At 49.0% G+C, this 26,526-nt stretch carries 27 protein-coding genes; 23 read left to right on the forward strand and 4 right to left on the reverse strand.

From position 1 onward, the window contains the following. Positions 1-29: 29 nt before the first annotated feature. Positions 30-593, reverse strand: coding sequence for a spermidine/spermine N(1)-acetyltransferase (locus R50912_RS15450; protein ID WP_042236137.1), 564 nt, complete (start codon positions 591-593; stop codon positions 30-32). Positions 594-1,662: 1,069 nt separating this feature from the next. Between R50912_RS15450 and R50912_RS15455 the strand changes: the two genes are divergently transcribed. Continuing rightward, entirely contained in the window at positions 1,663-2,022 is a 360-nt protein-coding gene (locus R50912_RS15455; protein WP_042236138.1) for a replication termination protein, read from the forward strand. 46 nt (positions 2,023-2,068) lie between these two features. Here the strand turns inward: R50912_RS15455 and R50912_RS15460 are convergent, their stop codons facing one another. Next, positions 2,069-2,620, reverse strand: a complete 552-nt coding sequence (locus tag R50912_RS15460) for a TraR/DksA C4-type zinc finger protein (RefSeq protein ID WP_042236139.1) — start codon at positions 2,618-2,620, stop codon at positions 2,069-2,071. 190 nt (positions 2,621-2,810) lie between these two features. Between R50912_RS15460 and R50912_RS15465 the strand changes: the two genes are divergently transcribed. The 9 genes from R50912_RS15465 to R50912_RS15505 all read left to right on the forward strand — a co-directional run bounded on the left by R50912_RS15465 (position 2,811) and on the right by R50912_RS15505 (position 13,037). Continuing rightward, complete coding sequence (locus R50912_RS15465) at positions 2,811-3,194, forward strand: DivIVA domain-containing protein (RefSeq protein ID WP_042136936.1); 384 nt, start codon at positions 2,811-2,813, stop codon at positions 3,192-3,194. 100 nt (positions 3,195-3,294) lie between these two features. Beyond that, positions 3,295-6,036, forward strand: a complete 2,742-nt coding sequence (locus R50912_RS15470; RefSeq protein WP_052416370.1) for a CHASE3 domain-containing protein — start codon at positions 3,295-3,297, stop codon at positions 6,034-6,036. 336 nt (positions 6,037-6,372) lie between these two features. After that, on the forward strand, positions 6,373-7,239 hold the full coding sequence (locus R50912_RS15475; protein WP_081956514.1) for a PRD domain-containing protein: 867 nt from the start codon (positions 6,373-6,375) through the stop codon (positions 7,237-7,239). Between the two features lie 21 nt (positions 7,240-7,260). Beyond that, positions 7,261-7,770 carry a PTS sugar transporter subunit IIA gene (locus R50912_RS15480; RefSeq protein WP_042236141.1) on the forward strand — a complete coding sequence of 170 codons (510 nt, stop codon included), beginning with the start codon at positions 7,261-7,263 and terminating at the stop codon, positions 7,768-7,770. A 42-nt stretch (positions 7,771-7,812) separates the two neighbouring features. Beyond that, complete coding sequence (locus tag R50912_RS15485) at positions 7,813-9,267, forward strand: PTS transporter subunit EIIC (protein ID WP_042236143.1); 1,455 nt, start codon at positions 7,813-7,815, stop codon at positions 9,265-9,267. Between the two features lie 236 nt (positions 9,268-9,503). After that, a complete protein-coding gene (locus R50912_RS15490; protein ID WP_042236145.1) occupies positions 9,504-10,019 on the forward strand; it encodes a sigma-70 family RNA polymerase sigma factor in 516 nt (171 codons plus the stop codon). A 23-nt stretch (positions 10,020-10,042) separates the two neighbouring features. After that, a complete protein-coding gene (locus R50912_RS15495) occupies positions 10,043-11,167 on the forward strand; it encodes a hypothetical protein (protein WP_042236147.1) in 1,125 nt (374 codons plus the stop codon). After that, positions 11,164-12,159, forward strand: a complete 996-nt coding sequence (locus tag R50912_RS15500; RefSeq protein WP_042236149.1) for an ABC transporter ATP-binding protein — start codon at positions 11,164-11,166, stop codon at positions 12,157-12,159. Before R50912_RS15495 ends, R50912_RS15500 begins: the two co-directional genes overlap by 4 nt. Then, positions 12,156-13,037, forward strand: a complete 882-nt coding sequence (locus R50912_RS15505) for an ABC transporter permease (RefSeq protein ID WP_042236151.1) — start codon at positions 12,156-12,158, stop codon at positions 13,035-13,037. Before R50912_RS15500 ends, R50912_RS15505 begins: the two co-directional genes overlap by 4 nt. A 74-nt stretch (positions 13,038-13,111) precedes the next feature. On the opposite strand, the gene R50912_RS15510 is transcribed toward R50912_RS15505, so the two are convergent. Then, on the reverse strand, positions 13,112-13,438 hold the full coding sequence (locus R50912_RS15510) for a catDE operon transcriptional regulator CatR (protein ID WP_039292833.1): 327 nt from the start codon (positions 13,436-13,438) through the stop codon (positions 13,112-13,114). 355 nt (positions 13,439-13,793) lie between these two features. Between R50912_RS15510 and R50912_RS15515 the strand changes: the two genes are divergently transcribed. The 9 genes from R50912_RS15515 to R50912_RS15560 all read left to right on the forward strand — a co-directional run bounded on the left by R50912_RS15515 (position 13,794) and on the right by R50912_RS15560 (position 21,729). Beyond that, positions 13,794-14,576 carry a GTP cyclohydrolase II gene (locus tag R50912_RS15515; protein WP_042236152.1) on the forward strand — a complete coding sequence of 261 codons (783 nt, stop codon included), beginning with the start codon at positions 13,794-13,796 and terminating at the stop codon, positions 14,574-14,576. Positions 14,577-14,686: 110 nt separating this feature from the next. Next, positions 14,687-15,742: an ABC transporter ATP-binding protein gene (locus R50912_RS15520; protein ID WP_042236154.1), complete on the forward strand. Its 1,056-nt coding sequence runs from the start codon at positions 14,687-14,689 to the stop codon at positions 15,740-15,742. Positions 15,743-15,815: 73 nt separating this feature from the next. Next, positions 15,816-16,610, forward strand: a complete 795-nt coding sequence (locus R50912_RS15525; protein WP_042242455.1) for an ABC transporter permease — start codon at positions 15,816-15,818, stop codon at positions 16,608-16,610. 6 nt (positions 16,611-16,616) lie between these two features. Beyond that, positions 16,617-17,402 (forward strand): ABC transporter permease, encoded by a 786-nt coding sequence (locus R50912_RS15530; protein WP_042236156.1) that lies wholly within the window; start codon positions 16,617-16,619, stop codon positions 17,400-17,402. A gap of 184 nt (positions 17,403-17,586) precedes the next feature. After that, a complete protein-coding gene (locus R50912_RS15535; RefSeq protein WP_042236158.1) occupies positions 17,587-18,561 on the forward strand; it encodes an ROK family protein in 975 nt (324 codons plus the stop codon). 332 nt (positions 18,562-18,893) lie between these two features. Further along, positions 18,894-19,826 carry an NAD-dependent epimerase/dehydratase family protein gene (locus tag R50912_RS15545; RefSeq protein ID WP_081956515.1) on the forward strand — a complete coding sequence of 311 codons (933 nt, stop codon included), beginning with the start codon at positions 18,894-18,896 and terminating at the stop codon, positions 19,824-19,826. Between the two features lie 31 nt (positions 19,827-19,857). Further along, positions 19,858-20,604 (forward strand): 4'-phosphopantetheinyl transferase family protein, encoded by a 747-nt coding sequence (locus tag R50912_RS15550; RefSeq protein WP_042236163.1) that lies wholly within the window; start codon positions 19,858-19,860, stop codon positions 20,602-20,604. 213 nt (positions 20,605-20,817) lie between these two features. After that, complete coding sequence (locus R50912_RS15555) at positions 20,818-21,348, forward strand: hypothetical protein (protein WP_042236165.1); 531 nt, start codon at positions 20,818-20,820, stop codon at positions 21,346-21,348. A gap of 42 nt (positions 21,349-21,390) precedes the next feature. After that, positions 21,391-21,729 carry a DUF6054 family protein gene (locus R50912_RS15560; RefSeq protein ID WP_042236168.1) on the forward strand — a complete coding sequence of 113 codons (339 nt, stop codon included), beginning with the start codon at positions 21,391-21,393 and terminating at the stop codon, positions 21,727-21,729. 111 nt (positions 21,730-21,840) lie between these two features. On the opposite strand, the gene R50912_RS15565 is transcribed toward R50912_RS15560, so the two are convergent. After that, positions 21,841-22,284 (reverse strand): DUF4395 domain-containing protein, encoded by a 444-nt coding sequence (locus tag R50912_RS15565; protein ID WP_042236170.1) that lies wholly within the window; start codon positions 22,282-22,284, stop codon positions 21,841-21,843. Between the two features lie 184 nt (positions 22,285-22,468). Between R50912_RS15565 and R50912_RS15570 the strand changes: the two genes are divergently transcribed. The 4 genes from R50912_RS15570 (at position 22,469) to R50912_RS15585 (ending at position 26,524) form a co-directional block, all read left to right on the forward strand. Continuing rightward, the gene (locus tag R50912_RS15570) at positions 22,469-23,038 is read left to right on the forward strand and encodes a TetR/AcrR family transcriptional regulator (protein ID WP_042236172.1); all 570 of its coding nucleotides are present in this window, start codon (positions 22,469-22,471) and stop codon (positions 23,036-23,038) included. A 98-nt stretch (positions 23,039-23,136) separates the two neighbouring features. Next, positions 23,137-24,591: a DHA2 family efflux MFS transporter permease subunit gene (locus R50912_RS15575; RefSeq protein ID WP_042242458.1), complete on the forward strand. Its 1,455-nt coding sequence runs from the start codon at positions 23,137-23,139 to the stop codon at positions 24,589-24,591. Between the two features lie 269 nt (positions 24,592-24,860). Next, positions 24,861-25,193: a PadR family transcriptional regulator gene (locus tag R50912_RS15580; RefSeq protein ID WP_039292805.1), complete on the forward strand. Its 333-nt coding sequence runs from the start codon at positions 24,861-24,863 to the stop codon at positions 25,191-25,193. After that, on the forward strand, positions 25,190-26,524 hold the full coding sequence (locus tag R50912_RS15585) for an FtsW/RodA/SpoVE family cell cycle protein (RefSeq protein ID WP_042236174.1): 1,335 nt from the start codon (positions 25,190-25,192) through the stop codon (positions 26,522-26,524). Before R50912_RS15580 ends, R50912_RS15585 begins: the two co-directional genes overlap by 4 nt. Positions 26,525-26,526 lie beyond the last annotated feature (2 nt).

Raw genomic sequence — 26,526 nt, forward strand, 5'->3', positions numbered from 1 at the left:
AGCAGGTATCGTCTAAGAGTCCGTAGGGTCTATGAATGCTTTTCTGAAGTGATTATTGTTCCCTCTGCTGCGGTGCTGTTAAGCATTTTGGTCATTATATAATCAGTCTGTTCCTCGTCGCCCATATAGAAACAATGCGTACCGGTCTGGACAAACCCCATTTTTGTATAAAAAGCAATCGCACCCCCGTTTCGTTCCCACACGCCCAGCCAAATTTTATCGATATTCCGCTCAACCGCAATTGCTATGGCTTTATTTATCAGATATTTTCCAAGTCCCTGATTGTGAAAAGGCCTCCTGATATAGATCCGCTCGATTTCAAGCGAACGGTTACCCATATTTTCAGATTGGGCCTCATTCGTGTTTACTTTCAAATACCCGGCAGGCTCGCCTTTGGAGTAGATGAAATAGAATTCAGAAGCGGTATTAGATAACTCGATATTTAATTGCTCCAGGTTAAAAGCTTTCTCTAAATAGGTTTGCATAACCTCCGCTGAATTTTGATGCTCAAAGGTACCCCTGAAGGTCTCAACACTAATTTCTTGAAGCAAGCCCAAATCGCCGGCCGAGCATTTTGTTATAGTTATACTCATGTATGACTCCTCCTTAATCCAATCAAGCTCCCGTTATTACAACTACCCTGTATAAGCTGAACTTCAGAGACTAACGGCACTAACTAAAAATCCTTACGAATCAGCTTGGATCAATACATACAAGTTGCAATTTGTACAACATTTAGGACTGTTCGCTCGGGTGATTTTACCGTGACTTCTGCAGCCCGTAATAATATTGTCACATGGAGGTAAAAAAATAGTACATGATTTATGTTGCATTTACAACAATAAATATGTAGCGAGAATTGAAATTTCAATACATGAAAAATTCACAATAGTAACTCAAGCATTATGAAGAAATAAACAAAAGATACAAACAGACAAGGGAAAATAGAAAAACAAAAACCGACCAAGAACACACAAACAAACAAAACAAATGAAGTAATAGGAAAGATTAAATAGATCGATAAAATAAATAAATATAGACCAACTGGAGACCAACAAAAGACCATAAGAGACAACAGAAGTTCAAAGAACAAACCCCGAAAAATTGTATAATATCACTATGTGAAAAATTCATAATAGGTTGATAGCATTAAATAAACTCCCAATTAATAAATAAATATAGATAAGTCCGGTCAGTACAGGTATACAGCTGCCAAGAAACAAAGAAAACTCCAGCTCAACGAGGGATCAAAATGGAATCGACCGATAGTATATTTCGACACCATGAAATTGGAGGGTTCTTCCGACTAATCAGTCCGCTTGAGCAAGCAAGGCTACTTCGCCCCACTGATTCCTGTTATTCTGCAAATTCATTATATGAATAATTCACAATAGAAATATAAAAAAATACCAACACGTGCCTACACACTCATACACCTTAAATCACACTCAACATGTATCTATCAAATTTTCAAACCGGAAAAAGGAGGCTAGTATTCAAACCCTCCCGATGTCCTGAATTTAACTTGGGCATAACTTGTTGTGAAAGATGGGAAATAGGGTTTATACTAGGGTAATAAGGAAGCCAAAACAAACCATAAAAAAGCCATATCAAAAACCATATCAAAGAATCCAAATCAAAAAAACACCCAGGAGGTGACCTATGGCGTTCATGATTGCACAGCGGGCGTTTATAAAGGTATATCTGATTACTATGGTGGAACAGCACAAAGGATACGGTTATCAGATGTTGGAGGATTTGCGGAGAGATTTCAAAGCGTATGGGTATTCCCCTCCCCAAAGTGAAATTTACCGTGCGCTGCATGAATTAGTGCAGCAGGGGATACTTTTCCGCACGAAGCAGCTAAAGGGCAGTGATCCCAAAGTCGATTTTCAGGAGATTGTCCTATATCATTTCACTGCCGACGGGGAGGAGAAGGCCAAGCTGTACAAAAAGCAGGTGAAGACTGATCTGGACCGCTGTCTGGGGATATTGAATAAGGCGGTCGCAGACAACTTTTGAAGCTAATCTATTGACCCGCCATTCTGCCCGTAGCGCAGGAATCCTCTTATTCGGTATCCTGGCCCGGAGGGGGAACAGGTGAGCTCGCACTGCCGTAATCCTCGACTGCTTCCCAGGCACCGGCGTCATCGAATCTCCCGCTATGCTCCTGCCGTCCCTGGCCTGCGCCGGAAGGCGGCGGAGTCATGACTTCTTCTTCCACGGGACGCACGTCTGAATTCCGGCTGGACGGGGCATATTCAACAGCGTAACGGGTGTGGGGGATGGCTTCAAGACGTTCATAAGGAATTTCCTGCTTGCTGATTTCACAGATTCCATAAGTACCGTCTTTAATCCTCTGAAGGGCAGCTTCGATATCGGTTAATTCTTGGGATAGTGAAGTGTTGATGGACAGGTCACGGCTGCGTTCAAAGGTTTCGGTTCCTGTATCGGCAGGGTGGTTATCGACAGAAGAGAGTTCTCCCGTAGAGAGTGTAAGTGAATCGCCCAGCAGGCTGTCTTCCGCCCCGTTGCTGGAGAAATGCTGTTCCAGTTCTGTTCTGCGCTCCTCAAGTAGCTGCTGGAGCTTAGTCAACTCTGATTTTGTTAAGTGGCTCATCGGGTCATCTTCCTTTCGGATGTGTGTAGTGGTTATACTGTTGTAATCTTTCCTTACCCTATTGTCCCAGAGTGCAATCAGCAGGCTCACTTCTGCTTAAATGCAACTTTAGTGATGTTTTCAGGTTGCTTTCACCCTGTTATAATAATTACTGCCGGATGAAAGCAGCATAACTTTGGAGGTTACTTAAATGGACGAACATATGAAACGCCGGTTGGACAAGCAAAGAAAGCTGTTCAGCCAGCTAGGTATTACTCTGGATGCACTTACTATTCATGAGAAGGAATTCAGCATGAAGCTTCGCGGTTACGATGCCGAGGAAGTGGATACGTTTCTGGATAGTGTAATTAAGGATTATGAGCGGTTCTATGCTACCATTGCCGATCTGATGGACAAGTGGCAGGAGCAGCAGATTGAAATGAAGGAGTTGAAGGCCGAGACCAAGGCAGCAACAGCGCCTGCTCCGGTTATCAAAGGGATCGACCCGCTGGATTTGGAAGAAATTATTATTAAGCTTGAAGCTAATGTACGGCAGCTCAAGGACAGATTACCGCGTACAGAAGGATATTTGTAGGACTTTACACCTGGAAACCGGTCTACCTGTTACCCCTTGCACCAGACTTTACAATTATAGGAAATAAAGTATATTATAACGCAAAATGGGGGTTGGACCATTGCCGGAGAAGCATGCGTGGAGCTTGAAGATCCGTGGCAAAATCGCACTTGGATATGTCATCATTTTATTAATGCTGGGGCTGTTTCTGGTTATCGTCTCCAACAGGATTACCAGCCTGGAGAAAGAAACCGTGTTCCTGAGTGACCATGATATCGAGGTTCATGAACTTACATATCAAATTGAAAAAAATGTTCTGGATATGGAGACCGGGCAAAGGGGGTACGCCCTTACCGGGGACGAGTCTTACCTGGAGCCATATAGTAACGGACTTGTAGAATGGCGGATTAATTTCGCGAAGCTACACGGTCTGATTACAGATAACCCGGAGCAAGTCGGGAACCTGAATAACATTTCAGATAATATTGAGAAATGGATCGATGAGGCCGGTCAATATGTAGTTGATCTGAAGCGGAATGGCCAGAATGAGACTGTAAGTGCTTTTTTTCGCAATGACGCAGGTAAAATAGTGATCGATGCGATTCGTACGCAATCCGATTACTTTCGCGATATTGAACGCACGCTTACCAAAGAGCGCATTAACAATCTCAAAGACAGTAACCATAAGCTGCTTATTACGATGTACATTCTTTGGGGTCTCGTAGCCGTATTAGCCTCACTCATTACCTATCTGCTCTCAGCCAGCATTGTGAATCCTTTGCACAGTGTAATCCGGGCCATTAACGAAATAGCCAGCGGAGGGAATAGGTCAGAGCGAATCAAAGTGAAGACGTTTGATGAGATCTATGAATTGGGAGAAGCGACCAATGGCCTGCTGGACACTGTGCAGCGGGATCAGTGGAACAGCGAACAGCTTACTTCGATGTCCATTGCACTGCAGGAAACGACGGATATGGCTGCTTTGTGCCGGATCTTTATCAACCGCCTGTCGCTGATGCTGGAAATGCAGTACGCGACTATATTTGTGCTTAACCGGGATGAGCTTTTTGAGCGGAGGTACTCCTATGCTGGAGCCGAGAACAAAGAAGCCCGTTTAAGCGGAGATCTCGTTCAGCCTGGAGCGGGTTTGATCGGCCAGTGCGCATTGGATCAGCGGGTTAACATTATTGAGCATCTACCGGAGGATTATATTTATATCTCCTCTGGTTTGGGCAGGACTGCTCCGCGGTTTGCGGTCATCGCTCCGATTGTTTTTGAGAACAAGACGGTAGCAGTGCTGGAGGTTGCTGCGCTTACGCGGTGGGCGCCATATCATTTCGAGCTGCTGGATGAATTGCTGCAAATGATGGGCGTGACCGTCAATTCCGTAATGACCCGAATGGAGATTCAGAAGCTCCTGCATGAATCACAGGTTATGAATGAAGAGCTGCAGGTGCAATCCGAAGAGCTGCAGGTGCAGTCGGAGGAGCTTCAGGTACAGACTGAGGAGCTGCAGGACCAGACCAGTGAATTGCTGACCGTGAACAAGGAGCTTGAGGATCAGAAGTCTGTGGCAGAGAACGCAGCAATAGAGCTGGAGCGGTACAATGAACAGCTTGAGCTAAGCTCCCGCTATAAATCGGAATTTCTGGCCAATATGTCACATGAACTGCGCACTCCGCTCAATAGCATGCTGATTCTCTCACAGCTGCTTACGGAGAACCGTAATCACACATTGACAGAAGAAGAACAGGGGTATGCCTCTGTAATTTACAATTCCGGCAGTGATTTGCTGAGTATGATTAATGATATTCTTGATCTCTCCAAGGTAGAGGCCGGCAAAATGCTGGTGGAAATGGATGCCGTTAATCTTACAGAGCTGCCGTCCCTGCTGCAAGGTTATTTCGGTAAGCTCGCTGAGGGAAGGCATTTAGAATTTGAGGTGACCATTGGCGCAGAGGTTCCCGATCTGTTCTTCACCGATGAAATGAGGATGCACCAGATCCTGCGTAATCTGCTATCCAATGCGTTTAAATTCACACAGCATGGTTCAGTTTCTGTGGATGTCCATAAGCTGGATTCCTACTCGAATATGAATTACGCCATGAATGATACCTTACTGTCCTTTGCGGTAAAAGATACGGGTATCGGCATTTCGGCGGAGAACCGCGAACTGATCTTTGAGGCCTTCCGTCAAGCTGATGGGACGACTGCCCGCCGATTCGGAGGAACCGGATTGGGGCTGTCCATTTCGCTTCAGTTAGCCAAGCTGCTGGGCGGACATATCAGCCTGGAGAGTGAAGAGGGTGCAGGCAGCACGTTCACGCTTTATCTTCCATGCCGTGAGCTGGACAGCGGGGAAGAGCCAGATAGCCTTCCGGGGCAGACTCAGGCTGCAGCAGCTTCTGAACAGGCAGAGGCTGCCCTGCGCGGGACGGTGGCCAACAGCAAAGATTTACTGTTTGATAAGGAGTTCCAGAAGCTTCAAGGCAGAACTGTTCTGATTGTAGATGATGATACGCGTAATATTTTTGCACTGCAGAAGGGCCTGGAGCCTTATGAAATGAATATCCTCACTGCCCAGACAGGTTACGAGTGTCTGCAGATTGTCAGAGAACAGCCTGATGTGGATATTGTATTGCTCGACATCATGATGCCGAATCTCGATGGCTACGATACCTTGTCTATTATCCGGGAAGAACTATTACTCACAGAGCTTCCGATCATTGCGATTTCAGCCAAGACTATGAAGGAAGACCGTGAACGGTGTCTGACCGCAGGAGCATCAGATTTCATAAGCAAACCTGTAGTAATGAAAGATGTAGTCAGCCGGATGTGCCGGTGGATACAGGAACGGGCTTAATAAGTCTACAACTGAAGAGTCAGGTAAGAACTCCTCTAGAGAGTTTTGTCTGACTCTTTTTTCATGTGGAAATAAGGGATTATTATGCATAAATACTGAATAATGGTGCAGACTACAACGATACAGGCAGACTGGCAGGGGCAAAACTTGACTTTTCGAAAAACCCATTGACGGAACACAAGGTATGATTTATTATGAGATCATAAATGATCATTTATATGCAAGTGGCGTGTTACCTTTATAGGGCATGAGCCAAGATCTGATTTCATTCATTTGAGTCAGTCTTGGCTCTTTTTTGTGCGAAAAATCAGGCAATGGACGGAAAGGAGGGAGAACTTGGCGAGGGAAAATGAACAATTTCAGGTTTTGCGGGTGATCGGAAATAATGTCGTGATGGTTCAAGGAGGTAAGAAAAGCAAGGAATACGTGATTATCGGCAAGGGCATCGGTTTTGCGCTTAAAGACGCAGGTGTGATTGATGCGGATGATCCCCGGATTGAGAAGCTGTTTCGGCTGGAGGACCGGGAAGAATGGAGCCAGTATCAGATTCTGCTGGAAGATATAGATCCTAAGGTCATGAGGATTACGGATGAGATTATTTCGGATATCGCCCGTGAGTTTCCCGGCAAGTTAAACGACAAGATCTATTTGGCGCTCCCCAGCCATATCCAGTTCACCATTTTCCGCTTGCGGAGCGGGATGGACATTGTCAATCCGTTCCTTGAGGAAACCCGGATGACCTTTCCCAGGGAATTTGAGATCGCTTACAAGGCATCGGAGAAGATCAGCGCGGAATTTGAGGTGCGGATCCCTGAAGATGAAGTCGGATTCCTCACCTATCACGTATATTCTGCGGTCAGCAATGTGCCGGTTGGTCAGCTAGTCAAGGCCTCTAACATCGTCAGTGATCTGATGGATATGATCCGCAACGAACGCAATATTATTTTTGAACAGGGTAGTATGAATCATGTCCGGCTGATGGTTCATTTGAGATTCTCTATTGAACGGATTCTGCAGGGTTCGCTCATAGATAATCCATTCGTGAAGCACATCAAGAAAGAATACAAGGATGAATATAAGCTCGCTCATAAAATGGGAAAGATCATGCAAGGCAAGCTTGGTGTAGACGTACCGGAAGAAGAGATATGCTTTCTGGCCATGCATCTGCACCGCTTATTCCAGACCTTAGAGAAAAACAAATAGCAGAGGCAGGGAGTGGAATTTATGTTTTCCAGATGGAAATCTAAAAAAGAAGAGAAACATGCTGAGACCAGCATTGAGATATCTGCGCCGGTCAGCGGGCAAGCCGTGCCGTTATCCGAAGTGCCGGATGAGACCTTTGCTGGCGGACATATGGGCAAGGGGATTGCTATAGAACCTTCCGAAGGGAAATTAATCGCCCCCTTTGACGGCAAAATCGCTCATGTGGTCAAAACCAATCACGCACTTATCCTGGAGCATTCCTCCGGTCTGCAGCTGCTGATGCATATAGGAATTGACACCGTCAGCTTAAAAGGAAGCGGATTCACTAGCCATATTGTAAATGGTGATGAAGTAAAAGCAGGCCAGACGCTGATTGAGTTCGATCTCGAGGCGATACGGACAGCGGGGTACCGAACCATTACACCGGTCATTGTGACCAGCAGCGAGGAGTATACCCCGGAAGTCAAATGCCATTACGGCGCAATATCTGCGGGACAGAGCAGTATTCTTACAGTGGCTTCAAAGCTATAAAAACATATACGTACTAATATGAAACCGGGAGATGATTTCATTATGTTAGCTTTTTTACAGAAGTTAGGGAAGTCTCTGATGCTTCCAGTCGCAACATTGCCGGCAGCAGCGATTCTGCAAGGGCTTGGACTTCTCGATTATGAAAAGGATTTGCATCTGGGTAGCACAATAGGTGGATTCTTGAACCAATACGTTGCTCCATTCTTAAACGCAGGTGCTGGTGCGGTATTCGGCAACCTGGCCTTAATTTTTGCAATTGGTGTCGCCATTGGATTCGCCGGGGATGCCGTAGCTGCTTTATCCGCACTAATTGCTTATATGGTTCTTACCAAAGTATTGTTAATCGTACCGGCAACCTTTGGTTTCATTGGTGATGATGTAGTGCTGGATATGGGTGTGCTTGGTGGTATATTCGCCGGAGCCTGGGCAGCGTTCCTGTATAAGAAATATCATAATATCAAAATGCCGGATTGGCTGGGCTTCTTCGCCGGTAAACGTTTTGTTCCAATTGTTACAGCTGCTTCGACTATGGTACTGGCGGTCTTCATCGGTATGATCTGGAGCCCGGTACAGGATGTCATCAGTGATTTCGGGAACTGGGTAGTAGGCCTTGGCGCAATTGGCGCATTTGTATTCGGAACCGCAAACCGTCTGCTTGTTCCGATTGGCCTTCATCATGTCATTAACACTATTGCTTGGTTCCAGCTTGGTGATTATACGAACGCAGCCGGTGAGGTAATCCATGGTGATGTTTGGCGCTTCCTGGCCGGAGATAAAAGTGCAGGGATGTTCACCACAGGGTTCTTCCCGATTATGATGTTTGCTTTGCCTGGTGCGGCGCTTGCCTTCATCCATACCGCAAAACCTGAAAAGAAAAAGATGGTAGCATCAATATTCATTGGTTCTGCTATTGCCTCTATACTTACAGGTATTACCGAACCACTGGAATTCTCATTTATGTTTGTGGCACCGCTTCTGTATCTAGTTCATGCGATTCTGACAGGTGTGTCCATGGCAGTGATGTACATTCTAGATGTACGGCTAGGTTTCAGTTTCTCCGCAGGTCTCATTGACTACCTGACCAACTTGAAGCTCTCAACCAATGCATGGGTTCTAATTCCTGTAGGGCTGGCTTTCTTCGTACTCTATTATGTATTGTTCCGCTTTGTTATCGCGAAGTTCAATCTCAAAACACCTGGCCGTGAAGATGATACAGATGATGAGATGATTGACTTGGGCAAAGGCACAACAACCGTGTCGGCTTCTTCCCGTGCTGCTAAGATTCTGGAGAACATCGGTGGCCCTGCGAACATCCGCAGCATCGATGCCTGCATCACCCGTCTGCGTCTTAACGTTAACGATGAAAAGGCGGTTAAGGATTCCGCCCTTAAGCAGCTTGGCGCTTCCGGTGTAATGAGACTGGGGCAAGGGGCCGTACAGATTGTATTCGGACCGCAGTCCGAGCAGATTAAGGATGATATTAAAAAGCTGATGTAACTCTGCAGCACAATAGTTTAATCCGAAGCGGACATCTTGGATGTCTGCTTTTTTTACGCACAAACTAATTGTGGATAGCTGAGAAATAAGATCCGTATACCCCAATTTGTGGGGTTATTTTGCGTACCGTCAGCTCTTATGGTAAGAATTAGATGGACCATTTGGAATGGGAATGATACAAATCTGCCTCAGCCTTCGTCTTACTTATAGCTGCAGCGGATAAGGAGGATTACCTGATGGACATTCCGGAATCAGACAACTTTAAATCGATTTTTTATACACATTATCCAATCGTGCGCCGAAAGCTGGCTGCGCTTGTAAGGGATGAGAGTGCAGCCGATGATTTGGCGCAGGAGGTCTTTCTGAGACTGTACAGAAATCCGCCGGATGATCCCGAAGCTCTGGGAGCCTGGCTGCATAGAGTGCTTACACGGATCGGTTACGATTACCTGAACAAGCAAGTACGGGAGCGCAGACTGATTAATAAGCAGGAGTTAATGTACGACACAGATGCCTCAGCCCCTACGGGGGAAGAAATAGTGCTGGGCAAGCTGGACCAGGAAGATGTGAGGAACTGGCTGGACGGGCTACCTGAGCGGGACCGGCAGGCTCTGCTGCTTAAGTACTCGGGTTACAGCTATGCGGAGATCGCCGGAGAGCTCGGTGTGAACCCGCCGGTGGTAGGCACGCTGTTAAGCCGGGCTACCGCCAAATTGAAACAGCATGCGGTGAAGTCGCTTCCGCAAGAATAAGATCATCCGGGAGGAATGAAGCAATGAATAATAGAGCACATGGGAATTCCCAGCCTGCGGGAACAGACGAGGCTTGGGCTAAACTGCAGGAGAAGCTCGGGCAAGAACCGGTGAATCCGGTATGGGCAGATTGGGGCAAGCGGGAGGCAGTCCTAGCGGCTACAACAGAGGAAACCGTTAAAACGGATTCTGCGGCAAGCGGAATCCATTCTATATCTTCAATAAGAGCAAGGGAGAATACAGATTCAGGGCTTTCGCAGAATTCCGTCCGTAAATCACGCAGACCGGGACTAAGCCGCAGCCGTAAATGGGCTGCTGCAGCTGCAGGGGTTGCCATCTTCGCCGCTATCCTGGCTACTCCAGTAGGCAATACCGCCATGGCGGCTATCCTGAACCAATTCCGGATGCAGGATGTAGCCGTAGTCGAAGAGAGCGATCTTCGGGATATGTTCTATCAGGTGAGCGGGGAAGGCAATTTCAACCAAACTATGAATTCCTTCGGCACCTTCACATTCGCTAACGGATCTGTCGAGGGCAAGCTCCCGGTTGGGGAAATACAAGGGGTGCTGGGATATGAACACCTGAAGGGCCAAGATATTACTAATATGAAGACTGTAGAGGTAAGCGCGTCCCGTGATATTACCCTTACGCTGAACGTGGATGAAGTGAATCAGGCATTGAAGCGTGTAGGCTCGAACGATCTGCTGCCGGAGTCTGTGGACGGAAAACCGATTACACTGCATTTGCCCGAAATTGTGAATTATGACCTGTCTACAGATCAGGAGCATTGGGCTACTCTGTCACAGATGAATACACCTGTAATTACCGTTGATCCTTCTATAGATATGGATGAAGCGTTGGATGCCGTAGTTAACTTTCCGCTAATTCCCGATTATCTGAGAAGCGACCTGCAGAAGAGCCGGATTCTGTCTGGTGATATTCCGATGCCGCTGATAAAGGGCAGCAATGATGAACAGATTACAGTGGCTGACACCCCTGTTATTCTTACCGAAATGAAGTTCAGCGAAGGCTATAGCTATTCCGCAGTCTGGGTCCAGGATGGTCAGATGCTCCAGCTTACAGGCGGAGATGTCTATCCGGATAGGGATAAGTTCATTCAGAAGGTACAGGAGTTGATTACACAATGAGTAGCGCACCTGCAATTGATGCTAACGCCCTGACCAAAGAGTATCCTAATGGACGCGGTTGCCGGGATGTTACCATCACTGTGGGGAAAGGGGAAGCCTTCGGCTTCCTCGGCCCCAACGGTGCCGGCAAGAGCACCTTCGTCAAAATGCTGGTGGGACTCATCTCGCCAACGGGCGGGAAAGCTTCCATCCTGGGTCATCCGCTCGGTTCTCTTGAAGCCAAAGCCAAGATCGGGTACTTGCCTGAGCTATACCGCTATCAGGATTGGCTGACCGGAGAAGAGGTAGTCAGACTGCATGCTAAGCTAAGCCGGACCCGGAAAAGTGTGGCGGACATAAGGATCCCACAGCTTCTGCAGGAAGTAGGCATTGGTCAGCGGGGGAAGGACCGGGTCAAGCATTATTCCAAGGGAATGCAGCAGCGGCTGGGACTGGCTTGTGCGCTGGTCAACGAGCCGGAAATTATTTTTCTCGATGAGCCCTCCTCTGCGCTTGATCCAATCGGGAGAATGGAAGTACGGATGATTCTGGAGCGGCTCAAGGAGAGAGGGATCACGATATTTCTCAACTCCCATTTGCTTGAGGATGTTGAAGTGCTGTGCGACCGGATGGCCATGCTTAATAACGGGACGGTCCTGCGGCACGGCAAAGTATCAGAGATCCTGAGCCAGCGGACCAGCTGGCATTTCAAAGTGGGCGGGTATACGCCTTTTTTGCTGTCCTGGCTGAAGGAACATACAGGGCTTACCATCCGGCAGACGACCGCTGGAGCCGGAAAAACCAGGCAGGGAATCGGACAAGAGCCGGAATTAGGCAGCAGTGTCGTATGGCTGGAAGCAGAGCTGGACAACGAGGAGCAGGCGGGCTGGCTGAACGGGCTGATTGTGGAGCAGGGGATGACTCTATATGAAGTAACCCGCAAACAAGAACGGCTGGAAGAGTGGTTCATGGATGCTGTATCCGGACTTAGCCATAGGGGAGAGAGCGAATGAATACCATACTTGAAATGACATGGAAGGAAATGCTGCGTAAAAAGGTGATGCTGCTAACTCTGCTGCTCACGTTTGTCTTTCTGATCGCCTTCTGGTTTGTGGCCGATACGGTTGGAAAGAATGAGCCTGGGGCAGGGTCTATACATAACGGGAGTGAGTTGTTCACACGATTTACGAACGGCGCCTTTATTCTTAGTCTGGGATACTTCTTCGGCGCCTTTGTAATCGCCTTTCTGGCGATCTTCAGCTCGTTCTCGGTAATTGCGGGGGAAGCGGAACAGGGAGTCATGCAGGCATTGCTGCCCCGGCCGCTGCCGCGCTGGAAATGGTATGCCGGACGCTGGCTCGGTTTCGTAACACTGGGTGTAGTTTATGCCTTCATTCTATTTCTGGCTATCCTGCTGATCACAAATGTCCATGCGAGCGTTCCCAGAGATCCGGCAGCACTAGTGAAGTCATTTTTGCTGTTTGCTTCTGTGGTTCCATTGTTAATCTCCGTATCCATGCTGGGCTCAGGGATTTTCTCGGCGCTGGGTAACGGTGTGTTCATGACGATGCTCTATGGGGCAGGGTTTCTGGGAGGAATGCTTGATAAGCTAAGCGGTTCGCTGCGGCTGGAGAATGACGCGCTGAATGTGCTGCATAATCTGACCGGGATCATGTCGATGCTGATGCCGGCAGATGCCTTGCAGCGCAGAATGACCGCCGAGCTGTTCAGTCTGAAGGATATCAGCGGTCTGGTTTCCCTAAGTAATGGCGGACTTAGCATCATTAATATCAGCGCGTACCCGTCAGTGTCATTCATCGTATATGCTGTGTGTTATACCGTAATTGTATTTGTAATAGGAATTCTGCATTTTCAGCGCAAGGATTTATAAGACAAATAAACAGCGCCCTCAAAGTTTCCTGGTTAAGGAACTTCAGGGGCGCTGCTTCGCATGCAGGCCGGCAATCATTTGGTCACGCCAATCTCAATCCAATCCGTAGACCAGTTACCGATTTCACCAAGAATGGGAGCCAGTGCCGTGCCTTTGTCGGTCAACGAATACTCAATACGCACAGGCATTTCAGGATACACCGTGCGCTGAATGATGCCTTCGTTCTCCATTTCCTTCAGCCGGTCGGATAATACTTTGCCGCTTAGATTGGATAAGCAATGCTCGATTTCCCCGAATCGCCGCGGACCATCCATCAGGACGAATACGATCAGTGCAACCCACCGTTTACTAAGCACATCGACCGCTTTCTCGAAGCGTGGACACATTTCGAAATTGTTCATTAGCATCACCTCAACATTCATTATATCATAAACTTACAATAAGTAATCATTAATATTTAAATATATATTATAACTTGACGAACTTATATTACAATGATAAACTAACTTACAAATAGTTACTAGTGAAAATAATGAATATTAAAATTTTACGAACCAGGCATAGGCTATTACGCATTTTTTAGAGAAAAGTTGCTTGCCTGCTTATACCAACTAAGCCTATGCTTCCGATACGAGTTTTGCGTAACCAGTTCGGAGAAGCTTATGCTATCAAAACTAAGTGTATGCTTCCGAAGCAAGTTTTGCGAAATGAAATCGAAGAAGCTAATGCTATCAAAACTTTTAGGATGGTGCACTCATGATCAAACCCGATATCCTTTCCATATTACAGAACAAAATCAAACGGATCTCCAAGGATGATTCCACGAATATACTGGTTGGTCCCATTACCTTGCCGGTGAACCTGGACGGGGAGACCGTTACCTTCAAATGGTACAGCTGGCTGAAAGTGACGGATGAAGAGCTTCAGCAAGCGGAAGGTAAAGAGGCTACTGAACTGCTTATCAGCCGGTTGTCTTCAATGAACCTTGCGGATGGACAACAGTCGAGCGTTCTTGTCTATGGGGATTTCGAGAACTCCGACGAAGCGCTGATCCGGATGCACAGCATTTGCCACACCGGTGATATTTTTGGCAGCAAACGCTGCGATTGCGGCTTCCAGCTGCACACATCGATGAAGATGATTGCCCAGCATGGTTCCGGAGCACTCTTTTACCTGGCTAATCATGAGGGACGAGGCATCGGCCTGTTCAGCAAAGCCATGGCTTATATTCTGCAGGAAGAAGGATATGATACTGTAGAAGCTAATCTGGAGCTGGGCTTTGCTGATGATTCCAGAGATTACACAGACGCGATCAGTGTGCTTCAGCACCTGCGCAGCAAACCGGTGACCCTGATCACCAATAATCCGAAGAAGATGGAAGCTCTGAGAGCTGCCGGAATGAACACGGTCAAAAGAGTACCGCTATGGGGCGATGTCTCGGTCTTCAACGAAAAGTATCTGCGGACCAAAGTAGCCCGCTCCGGACATCTGGAGGCTGTGCAGAGCGCGGATTTTTTTGAGGGCAGAGTAGCTAAATAAGCCGGCCGTACTCTGGCAGAGCAGAATGGTAAGGGAAATAGGTAGTACTTTTGGATTCATTCTATTATAATGGGGTACTGAACCCAATACTTAGCTTAGTGAGGTAACCTATGAATGCTATTCAAGTGCAGGACTTGCGCAAGACATTTAAAGTCCAAAAAAACCGCGAGGGCCTCAAAGGAGCCTTCGCTGATTTGTTTAAACGGCAATATTCCGAAGTGACCGCAGTGAAGGACATTTCGTTCAGTATTCCGGAAGGCGAAATATGCGGATACATCGGGGAGAACGGGGCCGGCAAATCGACCACGATTAAGATGCTCACTGGTATTCTCGTACCTACCGCCGGCAGTCTTTCTGTAGGCGGCTTCGTGCCGTATGCGGAACGTGAGAAGTTCGTACAGAATATCGGAGTTGTATTCGGACAGCGCAGCCAGCTCTGGTGGGATATCGGTGTCATCGAATCGTTCCAGCTGCTGCGTAAGGTGTACCGGGTCTCCGAGCAGGATTTCAAAAAACGGCTGGATGAGCTCGTTGAGCGGCTGGAGCTGCAGGAGCTGCTGAACCGTCCGGTACGTAAGCTCAGTCTCGGACAGCGGATGCGCTGTGAGCTGGTCGCTGCGCTGCTGCACAATCCGTCGATTCTGTTTCTGGATGAGCCGACGATTGGCCTTGATATTGTCGTGAAGTCAGAGATTCGAGAGTTCCTCAAGGATATGAACCGTGAGCATGGCACGACCATCCTGCTGACGACGCATGATCTGCAGGATATTGAAGCTCTCTGCTCGCGGGTAATCATGCTGGATGACGGGCGGATTATCTATGACGGGGGTCTTGAGGATCTCAAGCAGCGGTGGGGAACGGGACGTGAAGTGCAGTTCCAGTTCGGTACCGCTACGAAGCTGCAGCAGCTGGTGCAGTGGACAGAGGGGATGCCGGTTACCTGGACAGCCGAGAATGAGCTGGGTGCCAAGGTATGGATTCCGCTCGAGCTGAATGTATCGGATGTGCTGGGCCGGGTGGTCGGACAGGCAGATATTACAGATATCAAAATCATCGAAACCAATACGGATGACATCGTCCGCAGTATTTATCAGTCAGGCTCGGCAGAGAAGCCGGAAGAGCGGATCGCGGCACTGAGTGATGAGAAAGAGGCACTCCATGTCTAAGCAGCTGGCAACGGCAGCTTCCTCCTCCGGCAGCAGAACACCGGGCGGCTCCCGGGAGAACGGACGAAGGCTGCTGCTCGGCGCTTATTTCGATTTCATCCGCATCCGCTTCCTGACGATGCTGGCTTACCGGATCAATTACTATTCAGGAATTCTGATCTACACGCTGAATATCGGGGTCAACTATTTCACCTGGAAAGCTATTTATGGAGGCGGAGAATCACTAGGCGGCTTTACCGGGGCACAGATGACTACGTATGTGGCCGTCTCGTGGATGGCTCGGGCGTTCTATTTCAATAACCTGGACAGGGAGATTTCTACGGATATCCGTGACGGCAGCATCGCGATTCAGTTCATCCGACCTTATAACTATGTGCTGGTCAAAATGATGCAGGGACTTGGCGAAGGCCTGTTCCGCTTCATGATGCTGATGATTCCGGGCATGGTGATTGCCATTCTGCTGTTTCCGGTGCAACTGCCGACAGAACCATCCGCCTGGATCGGTTTCCTGGTAATGCTCTTCTTCAGTTTCCTGATCAGCTCACAGATTAATATCATAACGGGGCTCTCTGCATTCTTCGTCGAGAATAACGAGGGGATGATGCGCATGAAGCGTGTTATCGTTGACCTGTTCTCTGGCCTGATCGTCCCGATTACGCTTTTTCCGGGCTGGTTATCGTCCATTCTCAAGATTCTGCCCTTTCAGGCCATCACGTACCTGCCGGGTTCCGTATTCACGGGCCGGGTGCAGGGAGTGGGCATTTGGAATGTGCTGGGCATCCAGGTCATCTGGTTCCTGGTCCTGCTGATTCCGATTGTCTGGCTATATCACGCAGCGCGCCAGCGGCTGTTCGTGCAGGGAGGTTGAGCCGGAATGTACTATTTAGGTTTGTTAATTGAATATCTGAAAAATTATATGAAGACAAGGTTAACCTATCGTGCTGATTTCTGGGTGGAGGTTGTTTCCGATCTTCTCTTCCAGGCAACGAACTTTATCTTCATTATGGTCATTTTCATGCATACCGACAGCCTGGGCGGCTGGAATCAGAACGAAGTGGTGTTCGTCTACGGGTTCTTTATGGTGCCGTTCGGCGTGTTCAGCTGTTTCGTGAATATGTGGGGCTTCAGTGAGCGATATATCGTCAAAGGTGAGATGGACCGCATTCTGACCCGACCGGCGCATAATCTGTTCCAGATTTTCCTGGAGAATGTGGACCCGCCATCACTTATGGGCTCCTTCATCGGACTGATTATTATGGCAATCAGCGGCAGCAATCTGGGCTTGCCGTTCGAATGGTGGACGCTTCCGATGCTGATTATCCTGACACTCAGTGCGGTAGCAATCTATACCGGCATCTATACGACATTGACTTCACTGTCTTTCTATTCAGATGCGCCGACGGGTATTCTGCCGCTGATGTATAATATCCAGACCTACGGCCGTTATCCGGTTACGATCTACAACCGGGCGATTCAGGTGCTGCTCACCTGGATTATTCCGTTTGCATTTGTCGGGATCTATCCGGCAGCTCTGTTCCTCCACCGTGATGAGATGAAGGGGATGGCGCTGTTGACCCCCCTAGTGGGTGCTGTGTTCCTCGGCATTGGGCTGATGGCCTGGAGCTATGGCGTTAAGCGGTATAAAGGTGCGGGTTCTTAAGGGATTCCGCTAAGAAAATCATACAGGGTCGTCCGAGCAGCTATCTATAGGATGGCACGGACGGCCCTTTTCGTGTAGAAAATACTATAATGATGCTCAAAAAATCCTACCTGCCCAATAAATGAAAGCGCATAATAAGGAGGGAGAGTGAAGCCAGGACAAATAATGTAAAGGAGCAGAAGCGATGGAAAAATATACGATAGGTATCGATTTGGGCGGAACGAATATCAAAGCTGGATTGTTCGATGGGGATTACAGAGCAGTCGGTGAGCTGTCTCTGCCAACGGAAGCGGCGGCAGGGCCGGCGCATGTGCTCGCCAGGATCAGGCTGGCCGTTACACAGCTGACAGAGGGCAAAGGGATAGATCAGCAGCAGATCACCTGTATGGGGATGGGAATTCCCGGTCTGCTGGACCCGGAGGAAGGCCTGTCCATCTTTTCGCCTAACTTTCCCGGATGGGAACAAATACATATAGTGAATGCAATGAAGCCCTTTTATAATTTTCCGGTCTACATCGATAATGATGTGCGAGTTAACTTATATGGGGAATGGCAGCAGGGAGCCGGACAAGGATGCCGTAACCTGGTGCTGCTCACACTTGGAACCGGACTGGGCTCAGGCATTGTCCATGACGGCAAGGTGTTGTACGGAACAACTTTCAGCGCTGGTGAAATCGGACACATGAATATGTACAGGCAGGGCAGGCCCTGCCGCTGCGGGAGCTCCGGCTGCCTCGGGAGGTATGTATCTGCTGTAGGCATGGTCCATACATTCAAGGAGAAGCTCCGGGAAGGAAGGAGCAGTCAGATCCTGGCCTGGACGAATCAGGATGACGGCCAAATTACCGCAAAGATGATCTCGGAGGCTTATGATCTCGGGGACCCGCTGGCGGTCGAAGTCATGCATGAAACCGGAGAGCTGCTGGGGTACGGTCTGGCAAATGTAATTAATCTGCTGAACCCGGAGCTGATCATTGTTGGAGGCGGCATGGCTGCCGCAGGAGAACGGCTGCTTGGCAGCGTCCGCGGCACTGTAAATGCTCATGCGCTGAAGCTCTCAGGAAGCAAATGCAGGATCGTTCAAGCCGAATTGGGCGCCAGAGCGGGCACACTTGGCGCGGCGGTATATGCGGACCAGAGACTGAATGCTCTAAAATGATGATTGACCGGGACAATGATCTCCTGAAATTGATCGGCGAAGACTAACTATGAGTGATGCAAAACTATTGAATTACAATAATTCACCATATCTACATATTAAGGACCTCAACCGACAATAATCGTCAAATTATCCCAATGATGACAGCATATTCTTGGCTGTATACTAATAACAGGTTAAGAATTCGGCAGCAGTTCTTTATCCGCAGTTTCTGTGGAAGCGGCATGTAACGGTTCTTCATAACTGCTAAACATCATCCCGGGCAGACTGAATAAACCGTGAAGCTGGTGGCTGAAGGTATTCATCCGCTCGATAAGGAGCCAGGTAATGTTATGAATCTCGTAATCGGAGGCAATGGCGGTTTGGGCCATTCCATCACCCAAGAATTACTGTGGCGAGGTAAGCTGGTAACAGCGACCTATCATCGTTCTAATGAGGCACTAAGCAGATTGAGAGGACCGCTGCTGACTATGGTTTCACTGGATATACAAGATGAGAGGGCACTTGCTTCTCTGCTGACAGGAGTGAGAACGGTCTACTTCTGTCTTAATGTGCCTTACCAGGACTGGTACACGATCATGCCCAAAGCGTTGGAACGGGTAACCGCGAAGCTGCATTCCGGGCAGACGCTGGTATTTCCCGGGAATGTCTACGGATACGGCAGATTCCAATACCTTCCCGCTGATGAAAGCCATCCCAAGGCGGCTCTTACCCGTAAAGGGAAGCTTCGTAACCAAATGGAAGAGCTGCTGAAGAAGCAGGCAGCGGAGAACGGCTTCCGCAATGTCATTCCGCGTTATCCCGACTACTATGGCCCCAACGTTACGAACAGGGTATTCGGACCCATATTTAACGGAGCGCTGCAGGCCAAAACCATCGCCTGGCCGGTCAGGCTGGATGTTCCCCATGATCTGATCTATATCCGCGATGCGGCTAAGGCAGCAGTGCTACTGGCGGAAAGCGGGGAAGAAGGGGAGTGGCATGTGTCGGGCTCCGGGGCGATTGAGGGCCGTCAGTTCCTGAATATCATCCAGGATGAAGCAGACAGTCCAAGGAAATGCCGGACACTCCCGGGCTGGGCCGTTGGTTTGGCAGGTATATTCGATAAAGAAGCTAAAGAATTCCATGAGCTGCTATACGAATTCCAGTATCCGCTGGTGCTGAGCGAGAACAAATTCATGAAGCGGTTCCCGGAATATTCTCCAACCGCCTACAAGGATGCAGTCAAAGAAACCTTGGGCTGGTTCCGGGAGCAGCAGGAATAGACAGGAGAACCAATAGGAGGCTTAGCCGTTCATGCATATCATTGCCGTATCACTCGGGACCGCTTTTTCGGTTCCTGAGTTGCTGCCCTATGTGTCACCAGAACGCCGGATGAGCAGCAGCCGGCTGAAACGTGAAGACGATGTTCGCAGGTCTCTTATCGGAGACATCCTTGCCCGGATGTTCGCTATGGATATGGAGGGGATGCGGAATGATGCGATCTGTTTTGACCAAGGGGTGTTTGGCAAACCCCGGCTGTCTGCTATGCGCGAACCGTGGGACTTTAACCTCTCACATTCGGGGAAATGGGTGGCAGGTATCGTCAGCCGCAAGGGACAGCGGGTAGGAATCGACATTCAGAAGATGGCAGCCATAAATCCGGTATTAGCCCGGTACAGCCTGTCCCCTGAAGAAATGGAGCGATACCAGAGCTTGAAATCAGAGGCTCAAATACGCTATTTCTATGACTTGTGGACGCGGAAGGAGAGTTATCTGAAGATGGAGGGCATTGGCCTGACGATTCCAATCCGTTCTGTATTCTCCGAGCAGTACGCTTTGAAGTATGAGCAGTCTGTGCTTAGCGACCGGCTGCCCGATCATGCGTTCAGGCAATATCCGGTAGATCCGGGCTACGTGCTGACCGCTTGTTCAACAGATTTCCGCTTTCCTGATCAGTATTTGGTGGTCCGGGCTAAGGATCTCGTCGAAGTGTTTCTGCGGCGCTGCCGGCTGCAGGCGGAGCAATCTGCTCCAGAACCTGACGGACTCACCGTCTTGTAGGGAAGAGGGTACCCGACAGCCGGCATAAGTTTTACTGGACGCAATATATCCTTGCACGGCGCTACACTTACATACAGCAGCGATTGCCATCATGGCACCGCTGCTTTTTTGGCTAGTATTTCCATTCAGTGCATAAGTTCTAAGTCTCAGAATTGTACGCGATCCGGAGTAGCATGATATGCTGTAGATATTGAAGCTCACAGGAGGGTAATGATGAAACGAGACATTCAACATGTGCCTTATGGTTATGAACCGCCAGCCGGTGAACGCAAAGGAACCTTGATCTTCTATGATTCATTCGAGCATATCTCGGATATGGATTTGCTGAAGGCGGCTGAGACAGCGATAGAGCGAAAATTCACCAAGCTGGTGCTGTATCCGCTGCATGAAGAAACCGTTAGACGGATGACGAAGGAGCCGGTGCAGGCTTTTCATAAACGGGAGGACCGGCTGCATGAGTGGAAAAGAGATCAGGGCCGGTCTTTCATTACGGTGGAAAGTCTGGAGGGGAAACGCAAGAAATACACCCCGCTCGATTCTGCGCTGCGCCATATCAGTGAGGTCTATTCCGCTCCTTACTTTCTCTATCTGACTCCGGAGATGGCAAATCTGTTCGCGTCTTATTCCTCCTTCGAGGAATGGATCGTCAAGCTGCGTTTGCTGGTATCAGAAGCGCCGGCACAACTACATCCGCGGCTGGAGAAATTCCGTCATCGCTGGGATGTGGCTGGCGAAGGCAATTAGGTAAATAGTTGTATACCCTATACCCGTGGGAGGGCGATGAGCATGAATGAGGCCTATCAACTCAATGTTAAATTGCAGCCCAATGAGACGCTTGCGCTGATCAAAGAGGGAATGCCGCAGGAGTCGGAGCTGCTGTACGAGGAGCTGAATGATCTCGGTGAAGGCAAGATGATCGGGACGCTGGTCTATGAGCGGTATTATTTCCGGTCCGGTAATCAGGCTGCGCTGGTGATCCTAGTCGATAATCTGAAGGGCAGAAGTAATGTCCGGCTTATTCCGGCGGGAGGCTCCAACGGGTTGATCCTTAAGCTCGATTGGGGCGCCGGCAAAAGCTTCGCTTCTTCGGTGGAGCGAATTCTGGCGGATTATATTGTGGAATAAGCGGGGAGGTTAAGGAGGGGAGCTTGGAGGCCAGTGTAGGTCCGGCAGCATACTGCTGCTGCGGCTTACTGGCCCTGTAAGATTCACCGCACGGGCAGCACGGACTCCTGCTTATTTGTGGAGAGCTGCCTGTTTGCGTCTATAGGTATACATTCTCCACTGGTAGTGGATGAAGCACCCGATGCAGAAGCCGAGGATAGCTACTGTGGCTGCTACCGCAACCATGATCGAGAAGATATAAGCGGCTACGGTCCAGCCGGCAAGGAAGCTGACCAGCCCTGCAGTCAGGCAGAAGACGGCAATGCTCTGGTTGAACTGCTGCTGTTCCCAGTCTTCCAGTACATAGGCGGAGCGCTCCTTAGTCAGGAATTTCGCCGCAACCTTGATCACCGGATTATATCCGAAGATTAGGCCAGACAGTCCTGCGGCAAGCGGCAGGGCAAGAATCCAGTAAGCTCCCGTAAATAGTGACAATAATACAGAAATTACGATAAAAGCCTGATTAGTTCTGACTAACGGCCGGGGAATTCCCTTAATGATTGAAGGCTCACTCATTAAATTCACACCTTTCGCATTGGAATAATTAAATTATAACCAATGATCTGCAATGTGGCAATCGGTAAGCGTAAACATTAAAATTTGAAATTATTATCCATTGACAGCGGAGCCCACTCGTGGTTTTATTATGTAGACCAATTGTTATAAAAGTGCAGAAACATCTATAAAGGAAGTGTCCGGCTTGTCAAACAAGCATAATGCACGTGAAGCTATTCTGGATACGGCTTCAAGATTGTTTTTCACACAGGGCTATCATGCAACCGGGCTAAATCAGATCATCAAGGACAGCGATTCGCCCAAGGGATCATTGTATTATTATTTTCCTCACGGCAAAGAAGAGCTGGTGTTGACCTGCATTAACCGGACAAGTGAAATGGTCTCCCAAAATTTGCGGCATTATGTAGAGAGTGAAGCCTCACCTGCCCAGGCGGTGCAGAATTTCATTCTGTCTATAGCCAGGGAAGCGGAGGAATCTTCTTTCGAAGGATTGGTGCCGTTCAGCTTCTGGGTAGCCGTTGAGACTTCCTGTGTCAGCAATGAGCTGAGGACTGCTTGTCAATGTGTGTTCAAGGATTGGCAGGATGTGATCGCCCAGCGTCTGATGAAGGAAGGCATGCAGGAGGAAGCTGCTCTGCGCAAGGCGACTGTTGTGGTCTCCTTGTTTGAAGGTGCGCTGCTCCTGGCGTTGACCTGCCGAAATGTCCAGCCGCTGGTTGCAGCAGCAGAGAGTATTCCGGCAATACTGGCTTAAGGTTCACAGTACCATCGTAACACTGTAACACTGCAATACTGCAACAAATAGAGAGAGAATAAACAGATTATCAGGAGGATATGAGAGTGAACGCAACTATGACTGGTAAGGGGCACACAGAGCCCCGCAAATTTAAGACCCTTCCAATTCTCGTCTCCTTATTGCTTGCCGGATTTATCGGCATGTTCAGTGAGACCGCATTAAATGTAGCCTTAAGTGATCTTATGAATGTATTACAAATTACTCCGACCACAGCGCAATGGCTGACTACTGCTTACCTGCTGACGCTGGGTATTCTGGTTCCGATCTCCGGGCTGCTGCTGCAGTGGTTCACGACCAGACAGCTGTTCATTGCTGCACTCTGCTTCTCGATTGCGGGAACATTCCTGGCTGCAATGGCGCCGAGTTTCGAATTCCTGCTTACAGCGCGTGTGGTTCAGGCGATGGGAACTGCACTCCTTTTGCCGCTGATGTTCAATACGATCCTGATTATTATCCCTGCGGAGAAAAGAGGCGCAGCGATGGGTCTCATCGGACTCGTCATCATGGTAGCTCCTGCGATCGGCCCTACCATTGCGGGTCTGCTGATTGAGAGTCTCAGCTGGCACTGGATCTTCTGGCTGTCCCTGCCGTTCCTTGTGATCGCGCTGTTCAGCGGAATTTTCTTCATGCAGAACGTCACAGAAGTGACCAAGCCGAAGATTGATATCCTCTCGATCGTATTATCGTCACTCGGTTTCGGCGGCGTTGTGTATGGATTCAGCAGCGCCGGTGAAGCGGAAGGCTGGGGAAGTCCGAAGGTGATTATCGCCATTGCTATTGGTGTAATTGCGCTCGTTCTATTCTGCATCCGGCAGTTGACGATGAAGCAGCCGATGATTAATCTGCGTGCCTTCAAATTCCCGATGTTCGTGGTCGGTGTTCTGATGGTCTTCATCTGTATGATGGTGATTCTATCCTCGATGCTGATTCTTCCGATGTACCTGCAGCAGGGACAAGGCTATACTGCGTTCAAAGCAGGCTTACTGCTGCTGCCGGGCGGAATTATCAACGGACTGATGTCGCCGGTGATGGGACGCCTGTTCGATAAATACGGTCCGAAATGGCTGGTTATTCCAGGACTCGTGCTCGTAGCTGTTTCGCTGTGGTTCTTCTCCAGTATTACAGCAACTTCTACCGTTATCTTCGTAATTGTACTTCACAGCGTGCTCATGATCGGAATCTCGATGATTATGATGCCTGCCCAGACGAACGGGATCAATCAGCTTCCGCTGGAATACTATCCTGACGGTACAGCGATCATGAATACTCTGCAGCAGGTTGCAGGGGCGATTGGTACGGCTCTGGCAGTAAGCATTATGACCTCCGGTACCAAGAGCTACATGAAGACTGTAACTGACCCTGGTGATCCGCTGAATATTGGCGCTGCATTTACCCATGGGGTACAGAATGCGTTCATCTTCGGCATGGTGATGGCCATTGTCGGTCTGGTTGTTGCTTTCTTCCTCAAACGTGTTATTGTCTCGCACAAGACACAGGCTTCCATGCACTAAACTAATCTTCTTATACAGCAAACAGCACATCCGGATTACGGGTGTGCTGTTTTTGTTATGTGCAATATGGAGCTCACAGAGCATTGATTGTAAAAAATCCTGCCCAAAATACAACATTTCTCTCATGATAACGCTCCTAATTCATAATTGTTGTAAAAATGGATTCCTGAGTTTAAGACGATGATTGGACATCAACTGGGAATTAAAGTATATTAAGCATAGATTAACGATGTATCAGTGAATTGCCATACGAACGGGAGGGGACGTCAATGAAAGTCAGCAAAGAAATGCTGAAGGGCAGCACGGGGACCTTAATTCTCACGCTGCTACTCGATAAGCCGTTATATGGCTACGAACTGATTAAAGAGCTGGAGCAGCGCTCGCAGGGGGTATTTTCCCTGAAGGAGGGCACGCTCTATCCGATACTCCATGCGATGGAGAGCGAACGCTGGGTAGAGGCGTATTGGCTTGAGGTAGAAGGGCGCAAACGCAAATATTACCGGCTGCTGGATGAAGGCAAGGCGAAGCTGCAGGAGAAGAGAGCAGAATGGAATCTTTTCAAAGGCGCGGTGGATTCGGTACTGGGGGAGGGCGGCGCATGATGGAGCAGCGGAAGAAGCTGGACAACTATCTGGACAGGGTGTGTGCAGAGGTTAGAGCCAAAGGGATGCACAGGGAGATAAGGGAGGAACTCAGCGGGCACTTCCAGGACTTGATGCTGGAGCGGCAGCAGCTTGGTGCAACTGAAGAAGAAGCACAGCAATATGCTATCGCGCAAATGGGTGATCCGCAGGGGGTCGGCCGGGATCTGCACAAAATCCATAAACCGCGGATTCCGTGGGGACTGCTCACCGCAGTAATGATGTTGTCAGCTGTAAGTCTGCTGGGGATGGGGGCGATAGAAGCCGGAACCTCCTTCAACCCGGCCTTATCTGATCTGACGATGCGCCAGACGGTGTATATCAGCCTTGGGATCGCCGTTATGACAGGAATGTACTTCGTCAATTTCAAGCTGCTTCAGAGAGCATCAGGATTCATCTATGCTGCAGCATTAATGGCTATAGTTGCCAGCCTATGGCTGGGACCTGAATTAATCAATGGGAACAGACGCTATGTTGGTTTTTTGGGCTTATATTTTGATCTGGTTGGATACAGTCCTTATCTATTTGTTATCGCTCTGGCAGGGATATGGACCAGCCGCAGCTTTATGCTGAAATGGAGCAGACGGACCAGGGAATTAGCGGAGTTAGCCTTACTGCTGCTGCCTGCGGCGATCTATGCGGCGCTCCGGTCTTTACCGGAGCTGGTGGTTTATTTGGCAGTATCGCTGACGCTATATGTATGGATAACACGGCGCTGGATTACAGCCGGATTAATGGTTATAACATTTGTGTCGGGCGGAGCCATCTATGTTTGGAATAATTTGAACTTGCGTGACAGGGTCATCGGAGCGATAAATCATAATTATATGCTTAATGGCCCGGGTTACCTCAACCGCAGAATTCACGAGACCATTACATCCGCAGGCTGGAGAGGGTATGGCTTCGGAGGTGGGGAAGAAGGACTGCCGTATGCGTATTCGGATCTTTTTCCGGTATTTCTGGTTCAATGCTTCGGCAGGGCCGGGGGCTTGCTCTTCATTGCGGCAGTGGGCTGGTTCGTTCTCAAAATGATCTCCTATACCCGCGCTGTACGCGATACCTACGGGCGGATGCTTATCCTTGCTCTGGCTCTCATGTTAGCCATCCGCTTAGTTTATGGTCTATCGATCCTCAGCGGAAGAATGCCAATCACAGCTATACCGTTCCCATTCCTCAGCTACGGACAGCATGTCTTCATTGAATTCGCCGCTGTCGGGCTGCTGATGGGTGTCTACCGGCGGAAGGATATGCTTCCTGCGGATACAAGTCTGGACTTAACTATGGACGCCTAGTG

The sequence above is a fragment of the Paenibacillus sp. FSL R5-0912 genome (assembly GCF_000758605.1).
In the GTDB taxonomy this organism is placed as follows: Bacteria; Bacillota; Bacilli; order Paenibacillales; family Paenibacillaceae; genus Paenibacillus_AQ.

What these genes read in the sequence shown, in the direction of transcription:
- R50912_RS15535 (WP_042236158.1), top strand. Translation starts at nt 17,587, where the DNA reads ATGGAAAAATATACGATAGGTATCGATTTGGGCGGAACGAATATCAAA.
- R50912_RS15520 (WP_042236154.1), top strand. Translation starts at nt 14,687, where the DNA reads ATGAATGCTATTCAAGTGCAGGACTTGCGCAAGACATTTAAAGTCCAA.
- R50912_RS15575 (WP_042242458.1), top strand. Translation starts at nt 23,137, where the DNA reads ATGACTGGTAAGGGGCACACAGAGCCCCGCAAATTTAAGACCCTTCCA.
- R50912_RS15585 (WP_042236174.1), top strand. Translation starts at nt 25,190, where the DNA reads ATGATGGAGCAGCGGAAGAAGCTGGACAACTATCTGGACAGGGTGTGT.
- R50912_RS15455 (WP_042236138.1), top strand. Translation starts at nt 1,663, where the DNA reads ATGGCGTTCATGATTGCACAGCGGGCGTTTATAAAGGTATATCTGATT.
- R50912_RS15505 (WP_042236151.1), top strand. Translation starts at nt 12,156, where the DNA reads ATGAATACCATACTTGAAATGACATGGAAGGAAATGCTGCGTAAAAAG.
- R50912_RS15500 (WP_042236149.1), top strand. Translation starts at nt 11,164, where the DNA reads ATGAGTAGCGCACCTGCAATTGATGCTAACGCCCTGACCAAAGAGTAT.
- R50912_RS15480 (WP_042236141.1), top strand. Translation starts at nt 7,261, where the DNA reads ATGTTTTCCAGATGGAAATCTAAAAAAGAAGAGAAACATGCTGAGACC.
- R50912_RS15485 (WP_042236143.1), top strand. Translation starts at nt 7,813, where the DNA reads ATGTTAGCTTTTTTACAGAAGTTAGGGAAGTCTCTGATGCTTCCAGTC.
- R50912_RS15565 (WP_042236170.1), bottom strand. Translation starts at nt 22,284, where the DNA reads ATGAGTGAGCCTTCAATCATTAAGGGAATTCCCCGGCCGTTAGTCAGA.
- R50912_RS15460 (WP_042236139.1), bottom strand. Translation starts at nt 2,620, where the DNA reads ATGAGCCACTTAACAAAATCAGAGTTGACTAAGCTCCAGCAGCTACTT.
- R50912_RS15515 (WP_042236152.1), top strand. Translation starts at nt 13,794, where the DNA reads ATGATCAAACCCGATATCCTTTCCATATTACAGAACAAAATCAAACGG.
- R50912_RS15550 (WP_042236163.1), top strand. Translation starts at nt 19,858, where the DNA reads ATGCATATCATTGCCGTATCACTCGGGACCGCTTTTTCGGTTCCTGAG.
- R50912_RS15555 (WP_042236165.1), top strand. Translation starts at nt 20,818, where the DNA reads ATGAAACGAGACATTCAACATGTGCCTTATGGTTATGAACCGCCAGCC.
- R50912_RS15545 (WP_081956515.1), top strand. Translation starts at nt 18,894, where the DNA reads ATGAATCTCGTAATCGGAGGCAATGGCGGTTTGGGCCATTCCATCACC.
- R50912_RS15490 (WP_042236145.1), top strand. Translation starts at nt 9,504, where the DNA reads ATGGACATTCCGGAATCAGACAACTTTAAATCGATTTTTTATACACAT.
- R50912_RS15580 (WP_039292805.1), top strand. Translation starts at nt 24,861, where the DNA reads ATGAAAGTCAGCAAAGAAATGCTGAAGGGCAGCACGGGGACCTTAATT.
- R50912_RS15560 (WP_042236168.1), top strand. Translation starts at nt 21,391, where the DNA reads ATGAATGAGGCCTATCAACTCAATGTTAAATTGCAGCCCAATGAGACG.
- R50912_RS15530 (WP_042236156.1), top strand. Translation starts at nt 16,617, where the DNA reads ATGTACTATTTAGGTTTGTTAATTGAATATCTGAAAAATTATATGAAG.
- R50912_RS15510 (WP_039292833.1), bottom strand. Translation starts at nt 13,438, where the DNA reads ATGAACAATTTCGAAATGTGTCCACGCTTCGAGAAAGCGGTCGATGTG.
- R50912_RS15465 (WP_042136936.1), top strand. Translation starts at nt 2,811, where the DNA reads ATGGACGAACATATGAAACGCCGGTTGGACAAGCAAAGAAAGCTGTTC.
- R50912_RS15495 (WP_042236147.1), top strand. Translation starts at nt 10,043, where the DNA reads ATGAATAATAGAGCACATGGGAATTCCCAGCCTGCGGGAACAGACGAG.
- R50912_RS15450 (WP_042236137.1), bottom strand. Translation starts at nt 593, where the DNA reads ATGAGTATAACTATAACAAAATGCTCGGCCGGCGATTTGGGCTTGCTT.